The following is a 21,726-nucleotide window of genomic DNA, read 5'->3' on the forward strand; positions in this document are numbered from 1 at the left end:
TGCCGCAAAGCGCTGCCGGGCCCCAGGGGGTGTTACTCCTCGCCGGCGGCGATCGTCTCGTGGTGGCGGATGACTTCGGCGATGATGAAGTTGAGGAGTTTCTCCGCGAAGGCCGGGTCGAGTTTGGCGTTCTCGGCGAGCTGGCGCAGGCGGGCGATCTGGCTGGCTTCGCGGGTGGGGTCGGCCGGCGGCAGCTGGTGCTTGGCCTTGAGGTGGCCGACCTGCTGGGTGCACTTGAAGCGCTCGGCGAGCATGTGGACCACCGCCGCGTCGATGTTGTCGATGCTGTCGCGCAGGCGGGCCAGCTCGGCGGTGACGTTCTCGTCGGTGTGGTCGGTGTCGCTGCTGTTCATGGTTCCCGAGAATACGTGGCCGCGGTGTTCGGTTCCTCGGGCAGTCGGCCTGTGAGACGCGGGGCGGGTGGCGGGCCGCCTCAACCTGCGGGGCCGGGCTCGCGTCTTTCCGGGGGAAGCCGGTGGCTCCGCCGTGGGGCGCCGCGTGGACGCGTTCGGCGGGGTCGGAGGTGGTGACGATGACGGTGCGCGGCGTATCGCCTTCCCCGGGGTCCGGGGCGTGTCCCGGCCCGCGCCCGCGCGGCGGCTCGGCGGCGGGCGCCCGCCGGGCGGGAGCGGCCGGGGGCCGGGCCCGCCGGGGTCCTGCCGCAAGCGGGACGCTGGCGCGGGGCGCGACAGGCGGCCACCGAGCAGCAGCCGGGAGCCGGAGCCGCCGGGGTACCTCAGCAGGCGGGATGCCGGCGCGCGGCGCAACAGGCGCCCGCCGGGCGGGAGCGGCCGGGGGCCGGGGCGGCGAGGGTGCCTCAGGAGGCGGGATGCCGGCGCGGGGCGCGGCAGGTGCCCGCCGGGCGGGGGTGGCGGGGGTGGGGCCTCGGCCCTCCGGCCGGTTCGCGCTCGGCCGGAGGGGCGAGGGGTCTTCGGGGCCGGGGTCAGAGGGTGGCGGCCGCGTTCTTGATGGCGGTGGCGAAGGTGGAGACCTCGGTGTAGACGCCGGGGTAGTTGGGCCGGGCGCAGCCCTCGCCCCAGCTGACTATGCCGACCTGGATCCAGGCGTTGTTGTTGTCGCGGCGGAACATGGGGCCGCCGGAGTCGCCCTGGCAGGTGTCGACGCCGCCTTGGGGCAGGCCGGCGCAGATCTCCTCGCCGGGGACGAGGTCGCTGCCGTAGGCGCTCTGACAGCCGGCGTCGGAGACGAAGGGGACGGTGGCCTTCATCTGGTACCGCTGCTGGCCGCCGCCCTCGCGGGTGGCGCCCCAGCCGGCGATGGTGAAGGTGCCGTTGTCGTAGGCCTTGGTGTCGGCGATCTTGAGGGTGGGCAGGTTGATGGGCTTGGCGAGTTTGATGAGGGCCCAGTCCTTGCCCTTGCCGTTGTAGCCGGGGGCCTGGAGGACCTTGGTGGACTTGACCTTGACGGCGCTGGAGCTGTTGAGGTCGACGACTCCGGCGGTGGCGGTGATGGAGGTGTTGTTGCCGGAGCCGTCCACGCAGTGGGCGGCGGTGAGGACGATCTGCTGGGTGTAGAGGGCGCCGCCGCAGCCCATGGAGAGGCGGACCATGAAGGGGAATTCGCCTTGGGCGGCGCGGGTGCCGCCGACGACGGGGGCGGGTGCGGCGCCCGCGTTGGCGGGCTGGAGGCTGACGGCGGCGAGGGCTACCGCGCCGACTGCGAGGGTGCGCTTGAGGGCCTGGGCAAGGGTGGACACAGTCAACACACTGCCTTTCGTGGGGGGTTGGGCTGTGCGCGTCATCGGGTGAATGACACGTCCATGACACATCGAACGGGCGGCCGACATCAAGAACGCGTTTTTGGCCAATTTCCGGCAGGCCTTGCGGCCAGGGGGACGTCATGACGGAGAACGGTGGGCCGGGCAGCCCGATCGAGCACGGTTTTCCCCATCTGGACACGGTCCGCCGGGCACTCACCGCCCTGTTCCGGCGGCTCTCCGGCGACGGGGTCCGCGCCTACGACACCCCGTTCGCCCCCGCCGACGCGGCCTTCGGTCCCGACGACGACCTCTACCTCGGTGCCCAGCGGGTGGCCTCCGCGATGGTGCGGGCGCTGCGGCTGCCCGACGCGCGGATGGTGATCGGCTTCCGGGCGATGGAGCACGCCGCGACCGTGGAACTGACCGCGGGCCCCGAGTACTTCATCGAGGTCAACGACCGCTTCCGCACGCACCGCCGCGATCTGGCGGCGGCCCTCGCCCACGAGGTCACCCACGTCCTGCTGCACCGCCTGGACCTGCGCTTCCCGACCACGGCGGAGAACGAGATCCTCACCGACACCGCCGCCGCCTGCCTCGGGCCCGGCTGGCTGCTCCTCGACGCCTACCGCGAGGACGCGCTGACCCACCAGAAGCTCGGCTACCTCACCCCGGAGGAGTTCGGCTACGTCCTCGCCAAGCGCGCCGACCTGCTCGGCGAGGACCTCTCCGCCTGGTTCACCAGCCCCCAGGCCTACGAGGCCTACGTGCGCGGCCGCGAACGGGCCGCCCGGGACCACCGCCGGGCCCCCCTGGCGGCCGCGGGCCGGGCGGAGCGCCGCCGCTACGCGGCCGGCCGCCGGGCCGGGAGCGCCGCGCCCGGATCCTCGTACCGCTTCGAGCGCCGAGACGGCGGCGGGCTGCGGGTGGAGTTCCCCTGCCCGGTGTGCGCGCAGCGGCTGCGGCTGCCGGTGCGGGGGCCGCTCACGGCCCGCTGCGCGCTGTGTCACACGGTGCTCGAATGCGACACCTGACCGGTCCGCGGGATTGCCCGGAACATGATGGGGCCGAGGCGGTTCAGGGCGGGTCGGGGGTGGGTACAGATATCCCACGCACAAGTGCGGGATGCGGGCCCGACCCCTCGCCAGGGGGCCGGGCCCGGACCCTTTTCCGGGGCCGTCGCCACCCGCCCCGGCACCCACCCCGGCACTCGCTCCGCCACCCGCCCCACCCCGCCGACGGCCCCGCTACTCGGCCCCGTACACCGGGTGCGGGGGCTCGGCGCGGGAGAGGAGTTTGGCCGCCGCCTCGCCCGCCTCCGACGGGGTCCAGCGGGCACCGCGGTCGGCCGTGGGGCCCGGCCGCCAGCCCTCCATCACGGTGATCCGGCCGCCCTCCGCCTCGAAGACCCGGCCCGTCACCCCCGCCGACGCGTCCGAGCCCAGCCACACCACGAGCGGCGACACGTTCTCCGGAGCCATCGCGTCGAAGGAGCCCGCCCCCGGGGCCGCCATGGTGTCCGCGAACGTCTGCTCCGTCATCCGGGTCCGCGCCGCCGGCGCGATCGCGTTCACCTGCACCCCGTACCGCGCCATCTCCGCCGCCGCGACCAGCGTCATCCCGAGGATGCCCGCCTTGGCCGCGCTGTAGTTGCCCTGCCCGACCGATCCCAGCAGCCCGGCGCCCGAGGAGGTGTTGACCACCCGGCCCGCCACCGCGCGCCCCGCCTTGGCCTGCTCCCGCCAGTGCGCCGCCGCGTACTTCAGCGGCAGGAAGTGCCCCTTGAGGTGCACCCGCATCACCGCGTCCCAGTCCGCCTCCTCCAGGTTGACCAGCATCCGGTCCCGCAGGAACCCCGCGTTGTTGACGAGGGTGTCCAGCCGGCCGAACGCCGTCAGGGCCGCCCCGACCAGCGAGGCCGCGCCCTCCGGCGACGCGATGTCCTTGCCGTGGGCGACGGCCTCGCCGCCCAGCGCCCGGATCTCCGCGACCACCTGCCCGGCCGGGCTGTCCTCGCCCGGCTGTCCGTCCAGCCCCACCCCGAGGTCGTTGACCACGACCCTGGCCCCCTCCGCCGCGAACGCCAGCGCGTGGGCGCGCCCCAGTCCCCGCCCCGCGCCCGTCACGATGACCACGCGGCCCTCGGCGATTCCCGTCATCTCAGCTCTCCTCGTCCTGGTTCACAGTCGCCGCATCCAAAAACGCCGGGCGTTCCCCGCCGCCGTGCAGGAGCAGGCTCGCCCCGCTGACGTACCCGGCCCGGTCGGAGGCCAGGAACACCGCCGCCTCCCCCACGTCCGAGGGTTCCGCCAGCCGCCCCAGCGGTACGGTCGCTCCCACGGCCGCGATCCCCGCCTCGTCCCCGTAGTGCAGGTGCGCGAGCTCGGTCCTCACCATTCCCAGCACCAGCGAGTTGACCCGTACCCGCGGCGCCCACTCCACCGCCATCGAGCGGGCCAGGTTCTCCAGCCCCGCCTTCGCCGCCCCGTACGCCGCCGTGCCGGGCGAGGGCCGGGTGCCGCTGACGCTGCCGATCATGACGACCGAGCCCCGGCTCTCGCGCAGCCACGGGTACGCGGCCAGCGAGGCGGTCAGCGGGGCCAGCAGGTTGAGCTCGACGACCCGTGCGTGGCGCTCGGCCTCGCCCTCCCCCAGCAGCCGGTACGGGGTGCCGCCCGCGTTGTTGACCAGGCAGTCGAGCCGCCCGTGGCGGGCCGCGACCGCGCCGAAGAAGTCCCGTACGGCGGCCGGGTCGCGCAGGTCCAGCGCGGTGAAGGAGGCCGCGCGGCCCGCCGCTGCGACCGGTTCCCGCGGCGGCCTGCGGGCGCAGACGACCACCTCCGCGCCCGCCGCGAGGAACGAACGCGCGATCCCGGCGCCAACGCCCCGGGTTCCGCCGGTGACGACGACGACCCTCCCGCCCAGCTCCATCGGCTGCTACCTTCCTCACCTAACAAATGTTTGGTGGAAAGGTAGCTGATCCGCTCATGGGTGTCTCCACCTCAAGCCCGGGCAAGGGCATCGCACTCGTCACAGTCGACTTCCCACCCGTCAACGCGCTCCCCGTACAGGGCTGGTACGAGCTCGCCGACGCCCTGCGTTCCGCCGGCCGCGACCCCGAGACCCGCTGCGTCGTCCTCGCCGCCGAGGGCCGGGGCTTCAACGCCGGCGTCGACATCAAGGAGATGCGGCGAGACTCCGGCCACGCCGCCCTCATCGGCGCCAACCGCGGTTGCTACGAGGCCTTCGCGGCCGTGTACGAGTGCGAGGTCCCGGTCGTCGCCGCCGTGCACGGGTTCTGCCTGGGCGGCGGCATCGGGCTCGTCGGCAACGCCGACGCGATCGTCGCCTCCGACGACGCCACCTTCGGGCTGCCCGAGCTCGACCGGGGCGCCCTCGGCGCCGCCACCCATCTGGCCCGGCTCGTCCCCCAGCACCTGATGCGCGCCCTGTACTACACCTCGCGCACCGCCACCGCCGCCGAACTGCACGCGCACGGCTCGGTCTGGCGGGTGGTGCCGCGCGCGGAGCTGCGGTCCGCCGCCCTCGCGCTCGCCGCCGAGATCGCCTTGAAGGACGGGTACCTGATCCGGCTCGCCAAGGCGGCCATCAACGGCATCGACCCCGTGGACGTGCGCCGCAGCTACCGCTTCGAGCAGGGGTTCACCTTCGAGGCCAACCTCAGCGGGGTCGCGGCCCGGGTCCGCGACGCCTTCGGAGAGGAGGAGCGCTCATGACCGACAAGTCCATGACCCCCGAAGACGTGGTCGGGCGGCTGCGCAGCGGGATGACCCTCGGCATCGGCGGCTGGGGTTCCCGGCGCAAGCCGATGGCCCTGGTGCGAGCGCTGCTCCGGTCCGAGATCACCGATCTCACCGTGGTCTCGTACGGCGGCCCCGACGTCGGCCTGCTGGCGGCCGCCGGCCGGATCCGAAGGCTCGTCGCCCCCTTCGCCACCCTCGACTCGATCCCGCTGGAGCCGCACTTCCGGGCCGCCCGCGAGGCCGGCGCGTTCGCGCTGACCGAGCTCGACGAGGCCATGTTCATGTGGGGGCTGCACGCCGCCGCGAACCGGCTGCCCTTCCTCCCCGTCCGCGCGGGCCTCGGCTCCGACGTGATGCGGGTCAACCCGGAGCTGCGCACCGTCACCTCCCCCTACGCCGACGGCGAGGAGCTCGTGGCCGTGCCCGCGCTGCGGATGGACGCGGCGCTCGTCCACCTCAACCGCGCCGACCGGCTCGGCAACGCCCAGTACCTGGGCCCGGACCCGTACTTCGACGACCTGTTCTGCGAGGCGGCCGACGCCGCCTACGTCTCCTGCGAGCAGCTCGTGGAGAGCGCCGAGCTGTCCAAGGCGGGGCCGCCGCAGTCGCTGCTGGTCAGCCGGCATTGCGTCACCGGGGTGGTGGAGTGCCCGAACGGGGCGCACTTCACCTCCTGCGTCCCCGACTACGGCCGTGACGAGGCGTTCCAGAAGCTGTACGCGTCCACCCCCTGGGCGGAGTTCGCCGCCCGCTTCCTCTCCGGCGCGAGCGAGCAGGACTACCAGCGCGCCGTCCGGGCCTGGCACGAGGAGCAGAGTTGAGCAGCGGGAGGAGCGAGAGCGCGGCGACCGCGGTCAGCCGCGCCGAATACTGTGTGGTCGCCTGCGCCGAGGCCTGGCGGGACAACGGCGAGGTGCTGGCCAGTCCGATGGGGCTGATCCCCTCGTTCGGGGCCCGGCTGGCGAAGCGGACCTTCTCCCCCGATCTGCTGCTGACCGACGGGGAGGCGATGCTGGTCGGGCTCGACGGGACGGCCGAGGGCTGGCTCCCGTACCGCCGTCATCTCACGATGGTCACGGGCGGCAGGCGGCACGTGATGATGGGCGCGAGCCAGATCGACCGGTTCGGCAACCAGAACATCTCCTGCGTCGGGGACTGGGAGCGGCCTTCGCGCCAGTTGCTCGGGGTGCGCGGGGCGCCCGTCAACACGCTGAACAATCCGGTGAGTTACTGGGTGCCCCGGCATTCCCCCCGGGTCTTCGTCGAGCGGGTCGACATGGTCAGCGGCGTCGGTTACGACCGTGCCGAGGCGGCGGGGGTGACCCGCTTCCACCGGCTGCCGCGGGTGGTGAGCGATCTCGGCGTCTTCGATTTCACCGGTCCCGGGCACAGCATGCGGCTGGTTTCCCGCCACCCGGGGGTCACCGTCGAGCAGGTGCGGGCGGCGACCGGATTCGAGCTGGCGGCCCGGGGCGAGGTCCCGTACACGCGGGAGCCGACGGCGCGCGAGCTGGCGCTGATCCGCGAGGTGATCGATCCCGGGGGGCTGCGCGAGCGGGAAGTGCGGGGCTGACGCGATGAAGACGGCGTTCACGAAGCTGGTCGGGGTCGAGCACCCGATCGTACAGACGGGCATGGGCTGGGTCGCCGGACCCCGCCTGGTGTCGGCGGCCGCGAACGCGGGCGCCCTGGGGATCCTGGCCTCGGCGACGATGACCCTGGAGCAGCTGCGCTCCGCGGTACGGGAGGTCGCGTCCCGGACCGACGCCCCGTTCGGGGTGAACCTGCGCGCGGACGCGGGGGACGCGGCCGAGCGGGCCGCCCTGATCGCCGACGAGGGCGTACGGGTGGCCTCGTTCGCGCTGGCCCCGTCGAAGGAGCTGATCGCGCGGCTCAAGGACGCGGGCGTGGTCGTCATCCCGTCGGTCGGGGCGCGCCGGCACGCCGAGAAGGTCGCGGCGTGGGGCGCGGACGCGGTGATCGTGCAGGGCGGCGAGGGCGGCGGGCACACCGGGGACGTGGCGACGACGGTGCTGCTGCCGCAGGTGGTCGACGCCGTGGACATCCCCGTGATCGCGGCGGGCGGCTTCCACGACGGCCGGGGCCTGGTCGCGGCGCTGTCGTTCGGGGCGGCGGGCGTCGCGATGGGCACCCGGTTCCTGCTGACCTCCGATTCCACCGTCCCGGACGCGGTGAAGGCCGAGTACCTGAAGGCGGGCGTCCGGGACGTCACCGTGACGACGGCGGTCGACGGGCTGCCGCACCGGATGCTCCGCAGCGAGCTGGTCGCCTCCCTGGAGCGGGCGGGCCGGGCCCGGGCGCTGGCCCGGGCGGTGCGGCACGCGGCCGGGTTCCGGAAGCTGTCGGGGCTGTCGTGGTCGCGGATGGTGCGCGACGGCCTCGCGATGAAACACGGCAAGGAGCTGTCCTGGAGCCAGGTCTTGCTCGCCGCGAACACCCCGATGCTCCTGAAGGCGTCCATGGTCGAGGGCCGTACGGACCTCGGCGTCATGGCATCGGGCCAGGTGGCCGGTGTGATCGAGGATCTCCCGTCGTGTGCGGAGCTCGTCACCCGGGTCATGGCCGAGGCGCACACCGTGCTGGAACGACTGCACGGGCTCACCCCCCCGCACCCGCTCGGCACCCTGCCACCACCAAGGTGATCCCCCTTCTCCTCCCCAGGAGTCGCCCAGATGAGCCGTGCCCGAATCCGCCTATCGACCGCGGTGCTCGCCGCCGCCCTCGCCATGGCGGGCCTGCCCGCCTCCGCGTTCGCGGAGGCGGCGCCCGCAGCCGCCGACGCCGACGCCGACGCCCAGCACCGGTACCCGGCGCACCCGCAGGCGGAAACGATTCGCCAGATTCCGCTCCAAGGTGCGGTCAACGTCCGTGACCTGGGCGGTTACCGCACCTGGACGGGCGGCAAGGTGCGCCGGGGCCTGGTCTACCGTTCCGACGCGCTGAGCAGGCTGACCCCTGCCGACGTCACCACCGTCGCCGGTCTGGGCCTCACCGAGGTCGTCGATTTCCGCATCCCGGCGGAGCTCCAGTACGACGGCGCCGACCGGCTGCCCGCCGGGCTCACCGCCACCTCACGCCCCGTCAGCGACCTCGGTCTGTACGCGACCCTGGTCGGCGCGATCGCCAGCGGCGATCCCGTCCAGCAGGAGCGGATGCTCGGCGGCGGCCGCGCCGAGGCGTACATGCGCGACATCTACCGCACGTTCGTGACGAGCCCCGAGAACCGGGCGGGGTTCGCGGCGACCCTGCGGGAGATCGCGGACGGCGGCCGGGGACCGCTGCTCTACCACTGCACCTCGGGCAAGGACCGGACGGGCTGGCTGAGTTACGTACTGCTGCGCGCCCTGGCCGTGCCCGAGGACTCCGCGGAGCGCGACTACCTGGCCTCCAACACCTTCCGGGGCGCGTACGACGCCCAGGTGCGGGCGGGCCTGAAGCAGTCCGGGCGGATGCTGAACCCGGACCTGCTGATCCCGCTCCAGGAGGTCCGCACGGACTACCTGGACTCCGCGACGGCCCAGATGGAGGCCGATTTCGGCGGCTTCTACGGCTACCTGACGGACGGTCTGGGCCTGGACCTCAGGACCCTGGCGAAGCTCCAGGCCAAGCTGGTCGGGTAACGGGCCAACGGGCCCGGACAGCGGAGCGCCGGGCAGCGCGCGTGCGCTGCCCGGCGTTCCGGCGTGTGGAGAGAGGGGTCAGGAGCTGGTGCGCCCCGCGGCGGGACGACCGCCACCGGAGCGGCGGCGCGACGCCGCCGGAGCGCCGCCGGTGCGGGCACCGCCCTGGCCGCCGCCCGCCTGGCCGCGGGCGCCGCCCTGACCGCGCCCGGCGGACTGACCGCCCTGGCCGCGCGAGCCGGCCTGGCCGCCGCCGCCCTGACCACCGGCGGAGCGGGCCCGGCGCGGCCGGCCCTCGCCCGAACCGGCCGCCGGGGCGGAGGCACCCTGGGCGCCGCCCTGACCGCCACCGGAGCGGCGGCGGGCGCCGCCGGAACCGGAGCCGGAACGGCCGGAGCCGGAGCGCGCCTTGGGCTGCGGCGGCTGCGGGACCTCCAGCACCACGGGGATGCCCGAGGGCTCCTTGGCGCCGGTGAGGCGGGACAGCTCCTCGTCGGAGGACTTGATCTGCGCGGTGCGCGGGGAGATGCCGGCGTCCGACATCAGGCGGGTCATCTCGCGGCGCTGGTCGGGCAGGACCAGGGTGACCACGCTGCCGGACTCGCCGGCGCGGGCGGTACGGCCGCCGCGGTGCAGGTAGTCCTTGTGGTCGGTGGGCGGGTCCACGTTCACGACGAGGTCGAGGTCGTCGATGTGGATGCCGCGCGCGGCCACGTTGGTGGCGACCAGTGCGGTGACCTCGCCCGTCTTGAACCAGTCCAGGGTCCGGTTGCGCTGCGGCTGCGAGCGGCCGCCGTGCAGGCCGGAGGCGCGGACGCCGTCCGCCAGGAGCTTCTTGACCATGCGGTCGACCCCGCGCTTGGTGTCGACGAACATGATCACCCGGCCGTCGCGAGCGGCTATGCGCGTCGCCACGGCCTTCTTGTCGGTCTCGTCCATGACGTACAGGACGTGGTGCTCCATGGTGGTGACCGCGCCGGCCGACGGGTCGACGGAGTGGCCGACCGGGTCGTGCAGGAACATCTTGACGAGCTTGTCGATGTTCTTGTCGAGGGTCGCCGAGAACAGCATGGTCTGGCCCTCGGGCCGGACCTGCTTGAGCAGCGCGGTGACCTGCGGCATGAAGCCCATGTCGGTCATCTGGTCGGCCTCGTCGAGGACCGTGATGGCGACCTGCGAGAGGTCGGCGTCACCGCGGTCGATGAGGTCCTTGAGGCGGCCGGGGGTGGCGACGAGCACCTCGGCGCCGCGGCGCAGGGCGCCGGACTGCCGGTTGATCGACATGCCGCCGACGACGGTCGCGATGCGCAGGTTGACGGACGTGGCGTACGGGGCCAGGGCGTCGGTGACCTGCTGCGCGAGCTCGCGGGTCGGTACGAGGACCAGCGCGAGCGGCTGCTTGGGCTGGGCGCGGTGCCCGGCGGTGCGGGCCAGCAGGGCCAGGCCGAAGGCGAGGGTCTTGCCGGAGCCGGTGCGGCCGCGGCCGAGCAGGTCACGGCCGGCCAGCGAGTTCGGCAGCGTGGCGGCCTGGATCGGGAACGGCTCGGTGACGCCCTGGGCGGCGAGGGTCTTCAGCAGCGCCTCGGGCATGTCCATGTCCCCGAACGCGGCGACCGGCGGGAGCGCCGGGGTCTGCGGCTCGGGCATGGTGAACTCTTGGGGCCTGGCTACGGGGGCGGACTTCTGCCGTCCCGCGCCAGACTTCGGACGCCCCTGGGCCGCACCTCGACCCCGGGTGGGGCGGCGGCTGGGTCGTGCGGAGCTGGAGCTGGTCATGCGAGAAAGCCCTCCTGAAACCGGCAGGTAAAACGAGCGGTGCGTGTCGGAACAGCAGACAAGCCGGGGCCCGCACCTCGCGGTGCGGACCCCGGCATGCTGAAGAAATTAGGCGGGGAGGATGTTCTCCGCCTGGGGGCCCTTCTGGCCCTGGGTCACGTCGAAGGAGACGCGCTGACCCTCGGTGAGCTCACGGAAGCCCTGGGTGGCGATGTTCGAGTAGTGGGCGAACACGTCCGGACCGCCACCGTCCTGCTCGATGAAGCCGAAGCCCTTTTCCGAGTTGAACCACTTCACGGTGCCAAGTGCCATTTTGAATCTCCTGAATAGGCGGCAAGGGCCCCATCCGGAGACTCCGGTAAAACAATTAAAGCGCCTGTCGGAGCAATCCCGTCAGGCGCACATAAAGTTCATGGGTACCACAACTGCAACTCCCCAAAGCTATCACAGACCACCGCGGCGCGTCGCCCCACCCCTGTGACCTGCGTCGCCCGGGGCGGGCGCGGCCTGCCCGGCGCCACTTCGACGACGGGCCTAGAGCCGTTCGATGATGGTCACGTTGGCCTGGCCGCCGCCCTCGCACATGGTCTGGAGGCCGTAGCGCCCGCCCGTGCGCTCCAGCTCGTGGAGGAGGGTGGTCATCAGCTTGACGCCGGTCGCGCCCAGGGGGTGGCCGAGGGCGATGGCGCCGCCGTTGACGTTGACCCGCTCCGGGTCGGCGCCGGTCTCCTTCAGCCAGGCCAGTACGACCGGGGCGAAGGCCTCGTTGATCTCGACGAGGTCGATGGCGGCCAGGGACATGCCGGTCTTCTTCAGGGCGTACGCCGTCGCCGGGATCGGGGCGGACAGCATCCGGATCGGGTCCTCGCCCCGTACCGACAGGTGGTGGATCCGGGCCCTGGGGGTCAGGCCGTGTTCCCGCACCGCCCGCTCGGAGGCGATGAGCATCGCCGCCGCCCCGTCGGAGACCTGCGAGGAGACGGCCGCGGTGATGGTGCCGCCCTCCACGACGGGCCGCAGGCCCGCCATCTTCTCCAGGGTGGTGTCCCGGCGGGGGCCCTCGTCGGTCCGCACGTCCCCGTACGCGACGGTCTCCCGCTCGAAACGGCCCTCGTCGATCGCCCGGACCGCCCGCCGGTGCGAGCGGAGCGCGAACTCCTCCATGTCGCGCCGGCCGATGCCCCACTTCGCGGCGATGAGCTGCGCGCCGTGGAACTGGTTCACGGGCGCTTCCCCGTACCGGGCGCGCCAGCCCTCGGAGCCGGCGTAGGGGCCCTCGGTGAGGCCGAGCGGCTCCGCCGCCTGCCGTGAGGCGAAGGCGATCGGGACCATCGACATGTTCTGCGTACCGCCCGCGACGACGAGGTCCTGGGTGCCGGAGAGGACGCCCTGGGCGGCGAAGTGGACGGCCTGCTGGGAGGAGCCGCACTGCCGGTCGATGGTCACGCCCGGCACCTCCTCGGGCAGCCCGGCGGCCAGCCAGGCCGTCCGCGCGATGTCCCCGGCCTGGGGGCCGACGGTGTCCAGGCAGCCGAAGACGACGTCCTCCACCGCGGCCGGGTCCACTCCGGAGCGGGCGACCAGGGCCTTCAGGACGTGTGCGCCGAGGTCGGCGGGGTGGACGGCCGACAGGCCGCCGCCCCGGCGCCCCACGGGGGTGCGTACCGCGTCGACTATGTAGGCCTCGGGCATCGGGACTCCTTCTGTTGGTGGTGGTCAGCCGCGTACGGCGATCCCGTCCAGCACCATCGACAGGTACTGCCGGGCGATCTCCTCGGGGCTGTGCTGTCCGCCGGGCCGGTACCAGGACGCCGCGACCCACACCGTGTCGCGGACGAAGCGGTAGGTGAGGCGGATGTCCAGGTCGGCCCGGAAGACCCGGGCGGCGACCCCCCGCTCCAGCGTCCCCAGCCAGGCCTTCTCGAACTTCTGCTGCGAGTCGGAGAGGTAGCGGAAGCGGGGCTGCGCGGACAGGTGCCGGGATTCCTTCTGGTAGATCGCGACGGCGGCGCGGTGCCGGTCGATCTCCCGGAACGACTCGGTGACGAGGGCCTCGATGGTCTCCCGGGGGCCGAGGCCGGCGGCGAGGACGGTGTCGTACCCCTCCCACAGCTCGGTCAGGAAGGCCGAGAGGATCTCGTCGAGCATCGATTCCTTGGAATCGAAGTGGTAGTAGAGGCTGCCGGCGAGCATCCCGGCGGCGTCGGCGATCTTGCGGACGGTGGTGGCGTTGTAGCCCTGGGCGGCGAAGACCTCGGCGGCGGTGCCGAGGAGTTCGCGGCGTCGCTCCGGTGAGGCCGTCACCTGGGTTTTCTTCTTGTTCGTTGGCACGCGCCCATTCTGTGCCTACGCGCGCTGGCTGCTGACCGAAACGGTCTCGCCCGTCATGTACGACGCGTACCCGCTGGCCAGGAACACGATGACGTTGGCGACCTCCCACGGCTCGGCGTACCGGCCGAAGGCCTCGCGGGCCGTCAGCTCGGCCAGCAGCTCCTCGCTGGTGACCTTCACCAGGTGCGGGTGCATGGCCAGGCTCGGGGCGACCGCGTTGACCCGTACGCCGAAGCCGGCGGCCTCCAGCGCGGCGCAGCGGGTCAGGGCCATCACCCCGGCCTTGGCGGCGGCGTAGTGGGCCTGGCCGGTCTGGGCGCGCCAGCCGACGACGGAGGCGTTGTTGACGATGACCCCGCCGGTGCCGGAGGCCTTGAGCGAGCGCAGGGCGGCGCGGGTGCAGCGGAAGGTGCCGTTCAGGGTGACGTCGAGGACCCGGCCCCATTGGTCGTCGGTCATGTCGACGAGGGCCGCGGTGCCGCCGAGTCCGGCATTGTTGACGACGACGTCCAGGTGGCCGTGGGTCCGCTCGGCGTGCGCGAACAGGGCCCGGACCTGGTCCTCGTCGGTGACGTCGCAGGGCAGGGAGGAGATGCGGTCCGCGCCGAACTCGGCGGCGAGGGCCTCCTCGGTCTCCTTCAGCCGGCGGGCGTGGGCGTCGCCGATCAGGACGCGGGCGCCCTCCTCCAGGAAGCGGCGGGCGGTGGCGCCGCCGATGCCGGCTCCGGCGGCGGCGGTGACGACGGCGGAGCGGCCTTCCAGCAGGCGGTGGCCGGCCACGTACCGGGGCTCGTTCATGCGCACTCCTCGACGCTGCTCATGGCCGTACGTTAACCTACCAAACACTTGTTAGGGAAGCCGCTCAGGCTCACGCTCACGCTCACGTTGACGTTCACGCTCAGGGAGGCGGGCACCCGATGGATCTGACCCAGTCGGCGGAGGTGGCGGCCTTCCGGGCCGAGGCCCGGGCCTGGCTCCGCTCCCACGTCCCGGCCGCGCCCCTGCCCTCCCTGGAGACGGAGGCCGGGTTCGCGGCGCACCGGGAGTGGGAGGCGCTGCTGCACGCGGACCGCTGGTCGGCGGTGTCCTGGCCCGAGGAGTACGGGGGCCGGGGCGCGGACATCGAGCGGTGGCTGGTCTTCGAGGAGGAGTACTGGGCGGCGGGCGCGCCCGGCCGGGTCTCGCAGAACGGCATCAGCCTGCTGGCCCCGACCCTGTTCGACCACGCGACGCCCGAGCAGCGGGCGCGGGTGCTGCCGCCGATGGCGAGCGGCGAGGTGATCTGGGCGCAGGCCTGGTCGGAGCCGGAGGCGGGGTCGGACCTGGCCTCGCTGAGGTCGCGGGCGGTGCGGGCGGAGGGCGGCTGGCTGCTGTCCGGGCACAAGACCTGGTCCTCGCGGGCGGCCTTCGCGGACCGGGCCTTCGGGATCTTCCGCACCGACCCGGCGGCCGCGAAGGCGCACCACGGCCTGACGTACCTGATGTTCGACCTGCGGGCGCCGGGGGTGACGGTGCGGCCCATCGGGCGCCTCGACGGGAAACCGGCCTTCGCGGAACTGTTCCTGGACGGGGTCTTCGTACCGGACGAGGACGTCATCGGGGAGCCGGGGCAGGGCTGGCGGATCGCGATGTCGACGACGGGCAACGAGCGGGGGCTGACGCTGCGCTCCCCCGGGCGGTTCCTGGCGGCGGCGGACCGGCTGGTCTCCCTGTGGCGGGAGGCGGGGGACCCGGCGGACACGGCGCTGCGCGACCGGGTCGCGGACGCGGTGGTGGGGGCGCGCGCGTACCAGCTGTTCACCTGGGCGAACGCCTCCCGGTTCGCGGCGGGCGAGGCCATCGGCGCGGAGTCCAGCCTGAACAAGGTGTTCTGGTCGCGGTACGACATCGCGCTGCACGAGACGGCGCTGGACCTGCTGGGCGCGGACGCGGAGCTGGCGCGGGGCGAGTGGGCCGAGCCGTGGGTCTTCTCGCTGGCCGGGCCGATCTACGCGGGCACGAACGAGATCCAGCGCGACATCATCGCCGAGCGGCTGCTCGGCCTGCCGAAGGGGCGCCGCTGATGCGATTCCTGCTGACGCAGGAGCAGCGCGACTTCGCGCGGAGCCTGCGGGGGCTGCTGGCGGCGGCGGAGGTTCCGGCGGTGGTACGGGCCTGGTCGGCCGGGGACCACGGGCCGGGGCGGGCGGTGTGGGGGCGGCTGGCGCGCACGGGCGTGTTCGCGCTCGCGGCCGACGAGGCGGGTCCGCTCCCGGTGGAGCTGGCGGTCGCCTTCGTGGAGCTGGGGCGGGCGGGGATGCCGGGGCCGGTGGTGGAGACGGTGGCGGCGGCCGTGCTGCTGGGGCGGCTGGGGGACGAGGAACTGGCGAAGCGCCTCGTCCCCGGGCTGGCGGACGGCGGGGCGGTGGCCACGCTGACGCTGCCGGGCGGAAGCCCGTACGCGCTCGACGCGGACGCGGCGGCGTACTGCCTGACGGTGTCGCGGGCCGGGGAGCTGCGGTCGGCGGGGGCGGGCCCGCCGGTCGCCTCCCTGGACCCGGCGCGCCGGCTGTCGGTTCCGGTGGCGGCGGGCCCCGCGCTGGCGGCGGGAGCGGCGGTGTCGGCGGCGGCGCGGGCGGCGCTCGACTGGGCCCGGCTCCTGACGGCGGCGCAGTGCCTCGGCGTCGGGGAGGCGCTGCTGGCGCGGACGGTGGCGTACGCGAGGCAGCGCACCCAGTTCGGGGCGCCGATCGGGTCGTTCCAGGCGGTGAAGCACCGGCTGGCGGACACCCTGCTGGCGCTGGAGTTCGCCCGCCCGCTGCTGTTCGCGGCGGCGCTGTCCCTGGACCCGGGGGAGGTGGCGGCGGCGAAGCTCGCGGCGGGCGAGGCGGCGTACGCGGCGGCGCTGACCGCGCTCCAGCTGCACGGTGCGATCGGCTACACGGAGGAGCTGGACCTCTCCCTGTGGCTGCGCAAGGCACGGCCGCTGCGGGACGCGTGGGGCACGCCGGCGGCGTGCCGCGAGGCGGTCCTGGCCGGCCGGCGCTGACGCCGCCGCCCTAGACCACGGCTACGTGGAGGGAGACGACGTAGGGCTCCTCGACCGTCCCGTCGGGGAAGAGCGGGGCGAGGCGGGCCCGTTCTTCGCGGAGGAAGGCGCTGGTGCCGGGCTCGCCGAGGAGGAGGAAGGCGGAGTGGCTGGCGAGGTTGGCGAGGTGGTCGTCGAGGGGAACGCGGCGGGACCAGGCGACGGTGCGCGTACGGAAGCCGGAGTCGAGGCCCTGGGGCAGGGTGCGGAAGCCGACTCCGTCGTCCGTGGCGTCGAAGAGGGCCCGGATCCGGGCGCCTTGCTCCGCGACCCAGCCGACGGACGCGTCGATGTCGTTCCACCAGATGGCGAGCGCGCCGCCCGGGCGCAGCACGCGGCGGGCCTCGGGGACGGAGCGGGCGGGATCGGTCCAGTGCCAGGCCTGGGCGTACGTGAGGAGGTCGAAGGCGCCGGTGGCGAGCGGGAGCCGGTCGCCGTCACCGCGGACGAGGGGGATCCCCGGGTGCGCCCGGCGCAGTTCGGCGGACATGCCGTCACCGGGCTCGACGGCGACGACGCGGGCCCCGCGGGCGTGCAGCGGCCCGGTGGCGATCCCGGTCCCGGCCCCCACGTCCGCGACCCGCGCCCCGTCGAGCGGCCGGCCGGTGAGCTCCTCGACGGCGTCGAACAGCCCGCCGGGATACCCGGGCCGGCTGGCGGCGTACAGCGCGGCGGCGGCATCGAAGGACCGCGCTCGCGCACGGGGGTTCGTGGTCATCGGCCCATCCTTTCCGATCACGGGCCGGCCCCGCGAGCCCGGCATGGTCCGAAAGGCAGGCCCTAGCCGCCGCGGCGGGAGAAGCGGATCAGGAGGGCCGTCTGGATCACCAGCAGGGTCACGGCGCCGGCCGCCGGGACGGAGTCCGTCGCCTCCCCGGCCGCGCCGCCCAGCCAGGCCACGCCCACCGCCACGAACGCGAGAAGGAAGCGCGGCACGAACTCGGCGTCCGTGCCGTGCAGTACGCCGGAGCCGACGACGAAGACGGCCAGCAGGACCGGGATCCAGGGCGCCGGGTCCGGGCTCCGCAGGAGGTACGCGGCGCCGAACTCCACCGCCAGGACAAGGAGGTTGCGGAGCAACGTGGACATGAGCACATCATGCCGGGCGTGCCGTAGGCTTGATCACAAGGGTGGGGTCGTAGCACAGAGGCAGTGCGCCTACACAGCATGGAGGAGGACGCCGGTTCGAATCCGGCCGCCCCGCCCCCCTGAGCCCGGCCGCGCCGCTAGCGCGCCGTCATTCCGCCGTCGACCGCGAACTCCGCCCCCGTCACGTACGCGGAGGCGTCGGCGCACAGGAACAGCACCAGCTCCCCCACCTCTTCCGGCCGGCCCATCCGCCCCAGCGGGACGTGCGACCAGTCCCGGCCCGCGACCGCCGCCGCGACCATCGGGGTGTCGATCGCGCCCGGGTGCACCGAGTTCACCCTGATCCCGTCCCCCGCCAGGTCCAGCGCCGCCGAGCGGGTCAGGCCGCGCAGGGCGAACTTGGTGGAGCCGTACGCCGCGTGGCCCGGGATGCCGACCAGCCCGGCCGTGGAGGAGATGTTGACGATCGAGCCGCCGCCGGCCGCCCGCAGCACCGGCGCCACCGCCTGGATGCCGAGGAACGGCCCGAGCAGGTTGACCCGTAGCAGCGCCTCGAAGTCCTCGGCCGTCTGCTTCTCCACGTGCGCCGTCCGCCACAGCGCCGCGTTGTTGACCAGGGCCGAGATCGTGCCGAAGGCCGACACCGCCTCCCGCACCACCCCGGCCCAGCTCCCGGCGTCGGCCACGTCGTGCCGTACGTACATGCCCCGGGGGCCGAGTTCCGCCGCGACCGCCCGGCCCTCGTCCTCCCGTACGTCCGTGACGACGACCCGCGCGCCGGCCTCCGCGCAGAGCCGGGCCTCGGCCGCTCCCTGGCCGCGCCCGGCTCCGGTGATGACGACGACTTTTCCGTCCAGCGAGATCACGGCTCAGACCTCCGGGTTGTTTTGATTCGGAATATTTCTAGCAGTCATGTGACGGGGAGGGGAACGGCCGCGGGGGCCGGTCGTAGACTGCGCCGCGTGGCAGACGAGACGAGCGAGCGCGCCCTCCCCCCGACCAGCTGGGCGGTGCTCGGACTGCTGTCCTTCGGCGAGGAGCTCTCCGGCTACGACCTGAAGAAGTGGTCGGACCGGTCGCTGCGCTTCTTCTACTGGAGCCCCTCCTTCAGCCAGATCTACAGCGAGCTGGGGCGCCTGGAGCGGGCCGGATACGCCTCCTCCCGGACGGTCGCCCAAGGCAGTGGTACCCGCGACAAGCGCGTCTACCGGATCACCGACGACGGCATGGCCGCCGCACGGCGATGGGCCCGCGAGGCCCCGGTCGACCCGCCCGTCCTCAAGCACGGGCCGATGCTGCGGCTGTGGCTGGGGCACCTGCTGGAGCCGGAGCAGATGCGCGAAGTACTGATCCGCCAGCAGGAGTTCGCGGAGGACATGCGCCTGCGGTCGGTGGCCGACGCGGAGGGGGCGAAGGAGGAGCCCGCCTGGGCGTACCCGGCGCTCACCCTCAGGTGGGCCGAGCGGTACTACGCCCGCGAGCGCGACCTCGCCGCGGCCATGCTCGACGACCTCGCCGCCCTGGAGAACGGCCCCGGCGCGGACCGGGGCTGACGTACCCTCGGGCCATGACGGGCAGCGCGATAGACCTCCGCAAGGTGGAAGAGACCGCTCCGGCGCTGGTGAGCCTCTACAAGAGCGCCGGGGTCTCCCTCCGCAAGTACGGCCTGGAGGGTGGCCGGGCGGCGGTCTACCTGGTGCTGGACTACTCCGGGTCGATGCGCCCGTACTACGAGGACGGCAGTGTGCAGGCCCTCGCGGACCAGGTGCTGGGCCTGTCCGCGCACCTCGACGACGACGGGCGGGTGCCGGTGGTGTTCTTCTCCACCGACGTCGACGCCGTCGCGGAGATCTCCCTCGCCGGGCACGCGGGGCGGGTGACCGAGATCGCCGCCGGGCTGGGCCACATGGGCAAGACGGCCTACCACCTGGCGATGGACGCGGTGATCGACCACTACCTCGACTCGGGGGCGACGGACCCGGCCCTGGTCGTCTTCCAGACCGACGGCGGCCCGGTCAGCAAGCTCGCGGCGGAGCGGTACCTCTGCAAGGCGGCCCGGCTGCCGCTGTTCTGGCAGTTCGTCGGCTTCGGCAACACCCGCAGCTCCCAGTTCGACTTCCTGCGCCGCCTGGACGAGCTGCCCGTGCCCGGCCGGCGGGTGGTGGACAACGCGGGCTATTTCCACGCCGGTCCGGACCCGCGCACCGTCCCGGACGGGGAGCTGTACGACCGGCTGGTCGCCGAGTTCCCGGCGTGGCTGGCGGCCGCGCGCGGGGCGGGCATCGTGCGCGCCTGACCGCCCGGCGCCGCCGCCAGGCGCTTTCATGGACGTATGACGCACACCAGCTGGGCCGTCTTCGAGAAGGCGGAACCGGAGTTCGCGGCGGCCGTCGAGGCCCGTTTCGCTCAGTACCCGCACCATGTCCTCGCCACGCTCCGCAAGGACGGCTCGCCCCGGGTCGCCGGCCTCAACGTCGACATCCGCGGCGGGGAGCTGTGGCTCGGCATGATGCAGGGCTCGATGAAGGCGCGGGACCTGGAGCGCGACCCGCGCTTCGCGCTGCACACCAACCCGGGCGAGGGCGAGACGATGCCGGACGGGGACGTACGGATCTCGGGGCGCGCGGTGGAACTCGTGGACCCGCCCGAGCTGCACCGGTACGCGGAGGAGCGGGACTCCCCGCACCCGTTCCACCTCTTCTACGCCGACCTGACCGAGGTCGTCCACATCGGGATCGACGGCGACGACCTGGTGCTGCGGTCCTGGACCCCGGCGGGCGGCGTGCACACCGTCCGCCGGGGCGACGACGACGAGCCGCCGCACGAGGAGCCGACGACTAGCTGAGGGGGCCGGGGCCGGGCCCGGGGCCGGGGCCGCCCGGGCGGGCGAGGGCGGCGGGCTCCACGTCCAGCCAGCTGCGGTCGATCTTGAGGGTGACATCGCCGTACGTGGCCTCGTGGTCCCCGCGGAACTGGTGGGCCCGGCGCCGCCCGGCCCACAGCCTCTTCCCCGCGGGCAGCCCCATGTCCGCGTCGGCGACCGAGGCCCGGCCGTTCCAGACGGCCACCCAGATCACGTCCGGCATGGCTTCGGGAGCCTGGTGGTGATGGGCGCTCAGGGCCTTGACGCCCGAGCTCGCGGCGACGTAGGCGGCGGAGCGGTAGCCGAGCTCGTGCAGCCGTACGGTCCAGGCGGTCAGGTAGGCGACGACCGGGGCGTCCCAGGTGGCCCGGTCGGTGTAGTTCTCCAGGTCGTTGTAGAGCAGCGTGCCGCCGGCCAGGCCCAGGGAGCGGGCGGCCTGCGCGGCGCCTTCGGCGGCCTCCTTGCCCTGCTCGTTGGCCTCGGAGGGGTCGGTGGACAGGCCGGTGTCGGCATTGTGCCAGGGCTGCGGGCCCACCCAGATCGGCATCAGGTGCCAGCCGGCGCCGACCTGGCGCCGGACCCAGTTCGCCGTGAGCCGGGGCTGGGCGCAGGCCCGGGCGCGGCCGCCGATGTAGATTCCGACGGCTCCGAAGGGGGAGGCGCCGTGCCAGGCGTCCATGGCGCGCTGGGTGGGGGCGGTGCAGGTGTCGAAGCCCTCGCCGGTGAAGGCCTCCTGGGCGCCGCGGGGGCCGGCGAGGACCGCGGCGGCGGCCGCGGTGGCCGCGGTGCGTGCGGCAGTCGCGGCGGGAGCGGCCGGAGTGACGGGACCGGGGCCGGGGGCGGTGCGGAGCTGCGCGAGCAGGCCTCGTACGACGCCGGGACCGGCCCCGTACGAGAGCGTGGCCATCACCCCGGAGCGGCGCAGGGCGTAGCGCACCTCGTTGCTGTCGGCCCGGGTGGCGGGCAGCGCCCGCAGGTCGTCGGCGGCGACGGTCGGGATGTCGGCGCGCGGCGGGGCGTCGTCGAGGGGCTCCAGGTGCAGGGTGTCGGCGCGGGTGCGGACGGCGCGGCCGCTGCACTCGGCCTGGGTGCCGGCGTGCCCGAGGTAGAGGGAGGGCAGGTCGAGGCGCAGGCAGGCGTCGGGGTTCCGGTCGAGGTCCACGACGCGCCAGCCGGCGGGGACGGTGAGCCGCAGCCCGCGGTAGTCGACGGTCGGACCGGCGGCGGCCGGGCCGGCGGCGGCGGGCGCGGCGGGCGCCAGCAGGGCGGTGCCCAGCAGTCCGGCCGACAGCAGCCGGGCCGACAGCACACGGGCGCGCGGGGCACGGGAGGACGACGTTCGGAAGGGCGACGTTCGGGAGGGCGACGTTCGGGAGGGCGACGTTCGGAAGGGCGACGTTCGGGAGGGCATGTGACCCACAGTTACCAGAGCGCGGCGGCCCTCAACTTCGCTGCGGGACGCCCCAGATGGGCCGTAC

Annotated in this window: 24 protein-coding genes and 1 tRNA gene; 12 read left to right on the plus strand and 13 right to left on the minus strand. The window is 74.0% G+C overall.

The window, feature by feature from the left end:
- Positions 1 to 32: 32 nt before the first annotated feature.
- Both EES41_RS10880 and EES41_RS10885 read right to left on the minus strand, forming a co-directional pair.
- Positions 33 to 353 (minus strand): chorismate mutase, encoded by a 321-nt coding sequence (locus EES41_RS10880; protein ID WP_073774374.1) that lies wholly within the window; start codon positions 351 to 353, stop codon positions 33 to 35.
- A gap of 590 nt (positions 354 to 943) precedes the next feature.
- Positions 944 to 1,717: a trypsin-like serine protease gene (locus EES41_RS10885; protein ID WP_123077631.1), complete on the minus strand. Its 774-nt coding sequence runs from the start codon at positions 1,715 to 1,717 to the stop codon at positions 944 to 946.
- 143 nt (positions 1,718 to 1,860) lie between these two features.
- Here EES41_RS10885 and EES41_RS10890 point away from each other — a divergent pair, with 143 nt between their 5' ends.
- Positions 1,861 to 2,751 carry a hypothetical protein gene (locus tag EES41_RS10890; RefSeq protein ID WP_123077633.1) on the plus strand — a complete coding sequence of 297 codons (891 nt, stop codon included), beginning with the start codon at positions 1,861 to 1,863 and terminating at the stop codon, positions 2,749 to 2,751.
- A gap of 213 nt (positions 2,752 to 2,964) precedes the next feature.
- Here the strand turns inward: EES41_RS10890 and EES41_RS10895 are convergent, their stop codons facing one another.
- Both EES41_RS10895 and EES41_RS10900 read right to left on the minus strand, forming a co-directional pair.
- Positions 2,965 to 3,876, minus strand: coding sequence for an SDR family oxidoreductase (locus EES41_RS10895; protein WP_123077635.1), 912 nt, complete (start codon positions 3,874 to 3,876; stop codon positions 2,965 to 2,967).
- Position 3,877: 1 nt separating this feature from the next.
- Positions 3,878 to 4,648 (minus strand): SDR family oxidoreductase, encoded by a 771-nt coding sequence (locus EES41_RS10900; RefSeq protein ID WP_123077637.1) that lies wholly within the window; start codon positions 4,646 to 4,648, stop codon positions 3,878 to 3,880.
- Between the two features lie 56 nt (positions 4,649 to 4,704).
- On the opposite strand from EES41_RS10900, the gene EES41_RS10905 reads away from it, so the two are divergent.
- The 5 genes from EES41_RS10905 to EES41_RS10925 are packed head-to-tail and all read left to right on the plus strand — an operon-like array spanning position 4,705 to position 9,122.
- Positions 4,705 to 5,454, plus strand: coding sequence for an enoyl-CoA hydratase family protein (locus EES41_RS10905; RefSeq protein WP_123077639.1), 750 nt, complete (start codon positions 4,705 to 4,707; stop codon positions 5,452 to 5,454).
- On the plus strand, positions 5,451 to 6,302 hold the full coding sequence (locus EES41_RS10910; RefSeq protein WP_123077641.1) for a CoA transferase subunit A: 852 nt from the start codon (positions 5,451 to 5,453) through the stop codon (positions 6,300 to 6,302). Before EES41_RS10905 ends, EES41_RS10910 begins: the two co-directional genes overlap by 4 nt.
- Positions 6,299 to 7,054 (plus strand): CoA-transferase subunit beta, encoded by a 756-nt coding sequence (locus EES41_RS10915; protein ID WP_123077643.1) that lies wholly within the window; start codon positions 6,299 to 6,301, stop codon positions 7,052 to 7,054. The genes EES41_RS10910 and EES41_RS10915 overlap by 4 nt, the downstream gene beginning before the upstream one ends.
- Positions 7,055 to 7,058: 4 nt before the next feature.
- A complete protein-coding gene (locus EES41_RS10920) occupies positions 7,059 to 8,144 on the plus strand; it encodes a nitronate monooxygenase family protein (RefSeq protein WP_123077645.1) in 1,086 nt (361 codons plus the stop codon).
- Between the two features lie 30 nt (positions 8,145 to 8,174).
- Positions 8,175 to 9,122, plus strand: coding sequence for a tyrosine-protein phosphatase (locus EES41_RS10925; RefSeq protein WP_254211403.1), 948 nt, complete (start codon positions 8,175 to 8,177; stop codon positions 9,120 to 9,122).
- Positions 9,123 to 9,200: 78 nt separating this feature from the next.
- Here EES41_RS10925 and EES41_RS10930 read toward each other — a convergent pair whose 3' ends face one another.
- The 5 genes from EES41_RS10930 to EES41_RS10950 all read right to left on the minus strand — a co-directional run bounded on the left by EES41_RS10930 (position 9,201) and on the right by EES41_RS10950 (position 14,027).
- Complete coding sequence (locus tag EES41_RS10930; RefSeq protein WP_250569898.1) at positions 9,201 to 10,898, minus strand: DEAD/DEAH box helicase; 1,698 nt, start codon at positions 10,896 to 10,898, stop codon at positions 9,201 to 9,203.
- Between the two features lie 108 nt (positions 10,899 to 11,006).
- Positions 11,007 to 11,210, minus strand: a complete 204-nt coding sequence (locus EES41_RS10935; protein ID WP_008743912.1) for a cold-shock protein — start codon at positions 11,208 to 11,210, stop codon at positions 11,007 to 11,009.
- A 222-nt stretch (positions 11,211 to 11,432) separates the two neighbouring features.
- On the minus strand, positions 11,433 to 12,590 hold the full coding sequence (locus tag EES41_RS10940; RefSeq protein WP_123077649.1) for an acetyl-CoA C-acetyltransferase: 1,158 nt from the start codon (positions 12,588 to 12,590) through the stop codon (positions 11,433 to 11,435).
- Positions 12,591 to 12,614: 24 nt separating this feature from the next.
- On the minus strand, positions 12,615 to 13,229 hold the full coding sequence (locus EES41_RS10945) for a TetR/AcrR family transcriptional regulator (RefSeq protein ID WP_008743914.1): 615 nt from the start codon (positions 13,227 to 13,229) through the stop codon (positions 12,615 to 12,617).
- A gap of 15 nt (positions 13,230 to 13,244) precedes the next feature.
- Positions 13,245 to 14,027, minus strand: a complete 783-nt coding sequence (locus EES41_RS10950; RefSeq protein WP_123077651.1) for an SDR family oxidoreductase — start codon at positions 14,025 to 14,027, stop codon at positions 13,245 to 13,247.
- Positions 14,028 to 14,146: 119 nt separating this feature from the next.
- On the opposite strand from EES41_RS10950, the gene EES41_RS10955 reads away from it, so the two are divergent.
- Together EES41_RS10955 and EES41_RS10960 are read left to right on the plus strand one after the other, a co-directional pair.
- The gene (locus EES41_RS10955) at positions 14,147 to 15,292 is read left to right on the plus strand and encodes an acyl-CoA dehydrogenase family protein (protein ID WP_123077653.1); all 1,146 of its coding nucleotides are present in this window, start codon (positions 14,147 to 14,149) and stop codon (positions 15,290 to 15,292) included.
- Positions 15,292 to 16,257 (plus strand): acyl-CoA dehydrogenase family protein, encoded by a 966-nt coding sequence (locus EES41_RS10960; RefSeq protein ID WP_123077655.1) that lies wholly within the window; start codon positions 15,292 to 15,294, stop codon positions 16,255 to 16,257. Before EES41_RS10955 ends, EES41_RS10960 begins: the two co-directional genes overlap by 1 nt.
- Before the next feature lie 10 nt (positions 16,258 to 16,267).
- On the opposite strand, the gene EES41_RS10965 is transcribed toward EES41_RS10960, so the two are convergent.
- Complete coding sequence (locus EES41_RS10965) at positions 16,268 to 17,014, minus strand: class I SAM-dependent methyltransferase (RefSeq protein ID WP_123077657.1); 747 nt, start codon at positions 17,012 to 17,014, stop codon at positions 16,268 to 16,270.
- Between the two features lie 62 nt (positions 17,015 to 17,076).
- A complete protein-coding gene (locus EES41_RS10970) occupies positions 17,077 to 17,385 on the minus strand; it encodes a hypothetical protein (RefSeq protein ID WP_123077659.1) in 309 nt (102 codons plus the stop codon).
- Positions 17,386 to 17,428: 43 nt separating this feature from the next.
- Here EES41_RS10970 and EES41_RS10975 point away from each other — a divergent pair.
- Positions 17,429 to 17,499: transfer RNA gene (locus EES41_RS10975), tRNA-Ala, on the plus strand.
- Between the two features lie 23 nt (positions 17,500 to 17,522).
- On the opposite strand, the gene EES41_RS10980 is transcribed toward EES41_RS10975, so the two are convergent.
- Positions 17,523 to 18,251: an SDR family NAD(P)-dependent oxidoreductase gene (locus EES41_RS10980; RefSeq protein ID WP_123077661.1), complete on the minus strand. Its 729-nt coding sequence runs from the start codon at positions 18,249 to 18,251 to the stop codon at positions 17,523 to 17,525.
- 96 nt (positions 18,252 to 18,347) lie between these two features.
- Between EES41_RS10980 and EES41_RS10985 the strand changes: the two genes are divergently transcribed.
- From EES41_RS10985 to EES41_RS10995, 3 genes are read left to right on the plus strand one after another with little or no spacing between them, the layout of a single operon-like run.
- Positions 18,348 to 18,938 carry a PadR family transcriptional regulator gene (locus tag EES41_RS10985; RefSeq protein WP_123077663.1) on the plus strand — a complete coding sequence of 197 codons (591 nt, stop codon included), beginning with the start codon at positions 18,348 to 18,350 and terminating at the stop codon, positions 18,936 to 18,938.
- A gap of 14 nt (positions 18,939 to 18,952) precedes the next feature.
- The gene (locus EES41_RS10990) at positions 18,953 to 19,681 is read left to right on the plus strand and encodes a VWA domain-containing protein (RefSeq protein WP_073774392.1); all 729 of its coding nucleotides are present in this window, start codon (positions 18,953 to 18,955) and stop codon (positions 19,679 to 19,681) included.
- A gap of 36 nt (positions 19,682 to 19,717) precedes the next feature.
- Positions 19,718 to 20,230, plus strand: a complete 513-nt coding sequence (locus EES41_RS10995; protein WP_123077665.1) for a pyridoxamine 5'-phosphate oxidase family protein — start codon at positions 19,718 to 19,720, stop codon at positions 20,228 to 20,230.
- On the opposite strand, the gene EES41_RS11000 is transcribed toward EES41_RS10995, so the two are convergent.
- The gene (locus EES41_RS11000; protein ID WP_123077667.1) at positions 20,223 to 21,557 is read right to left on the minus strand and encodes a DUF1906 domain-containing protein; all 1,335 of its coding nucleotides are present in this window, start codon (positions 21,555 to 21,557) and stop codon (positions 20,223 to 20,225) included. The genes EES41_RS10995 and EES41_RS11000 overlap by 8 nt on opposite strands.
- Between the last annotated feature and the right edge of the window lie 169 nt (positions 21,558 to 21,726).

Origin of the sequence: Streptomyces sp. ADI95-16 (assembly GCF_003721495.1) — a bacterium.
GTDB lineage: Bacteria > Actinomycetota > Actinomycetes > Streptomycetales > Streptomycetaceae > Streptomyces > Streptomyces goshikiensis.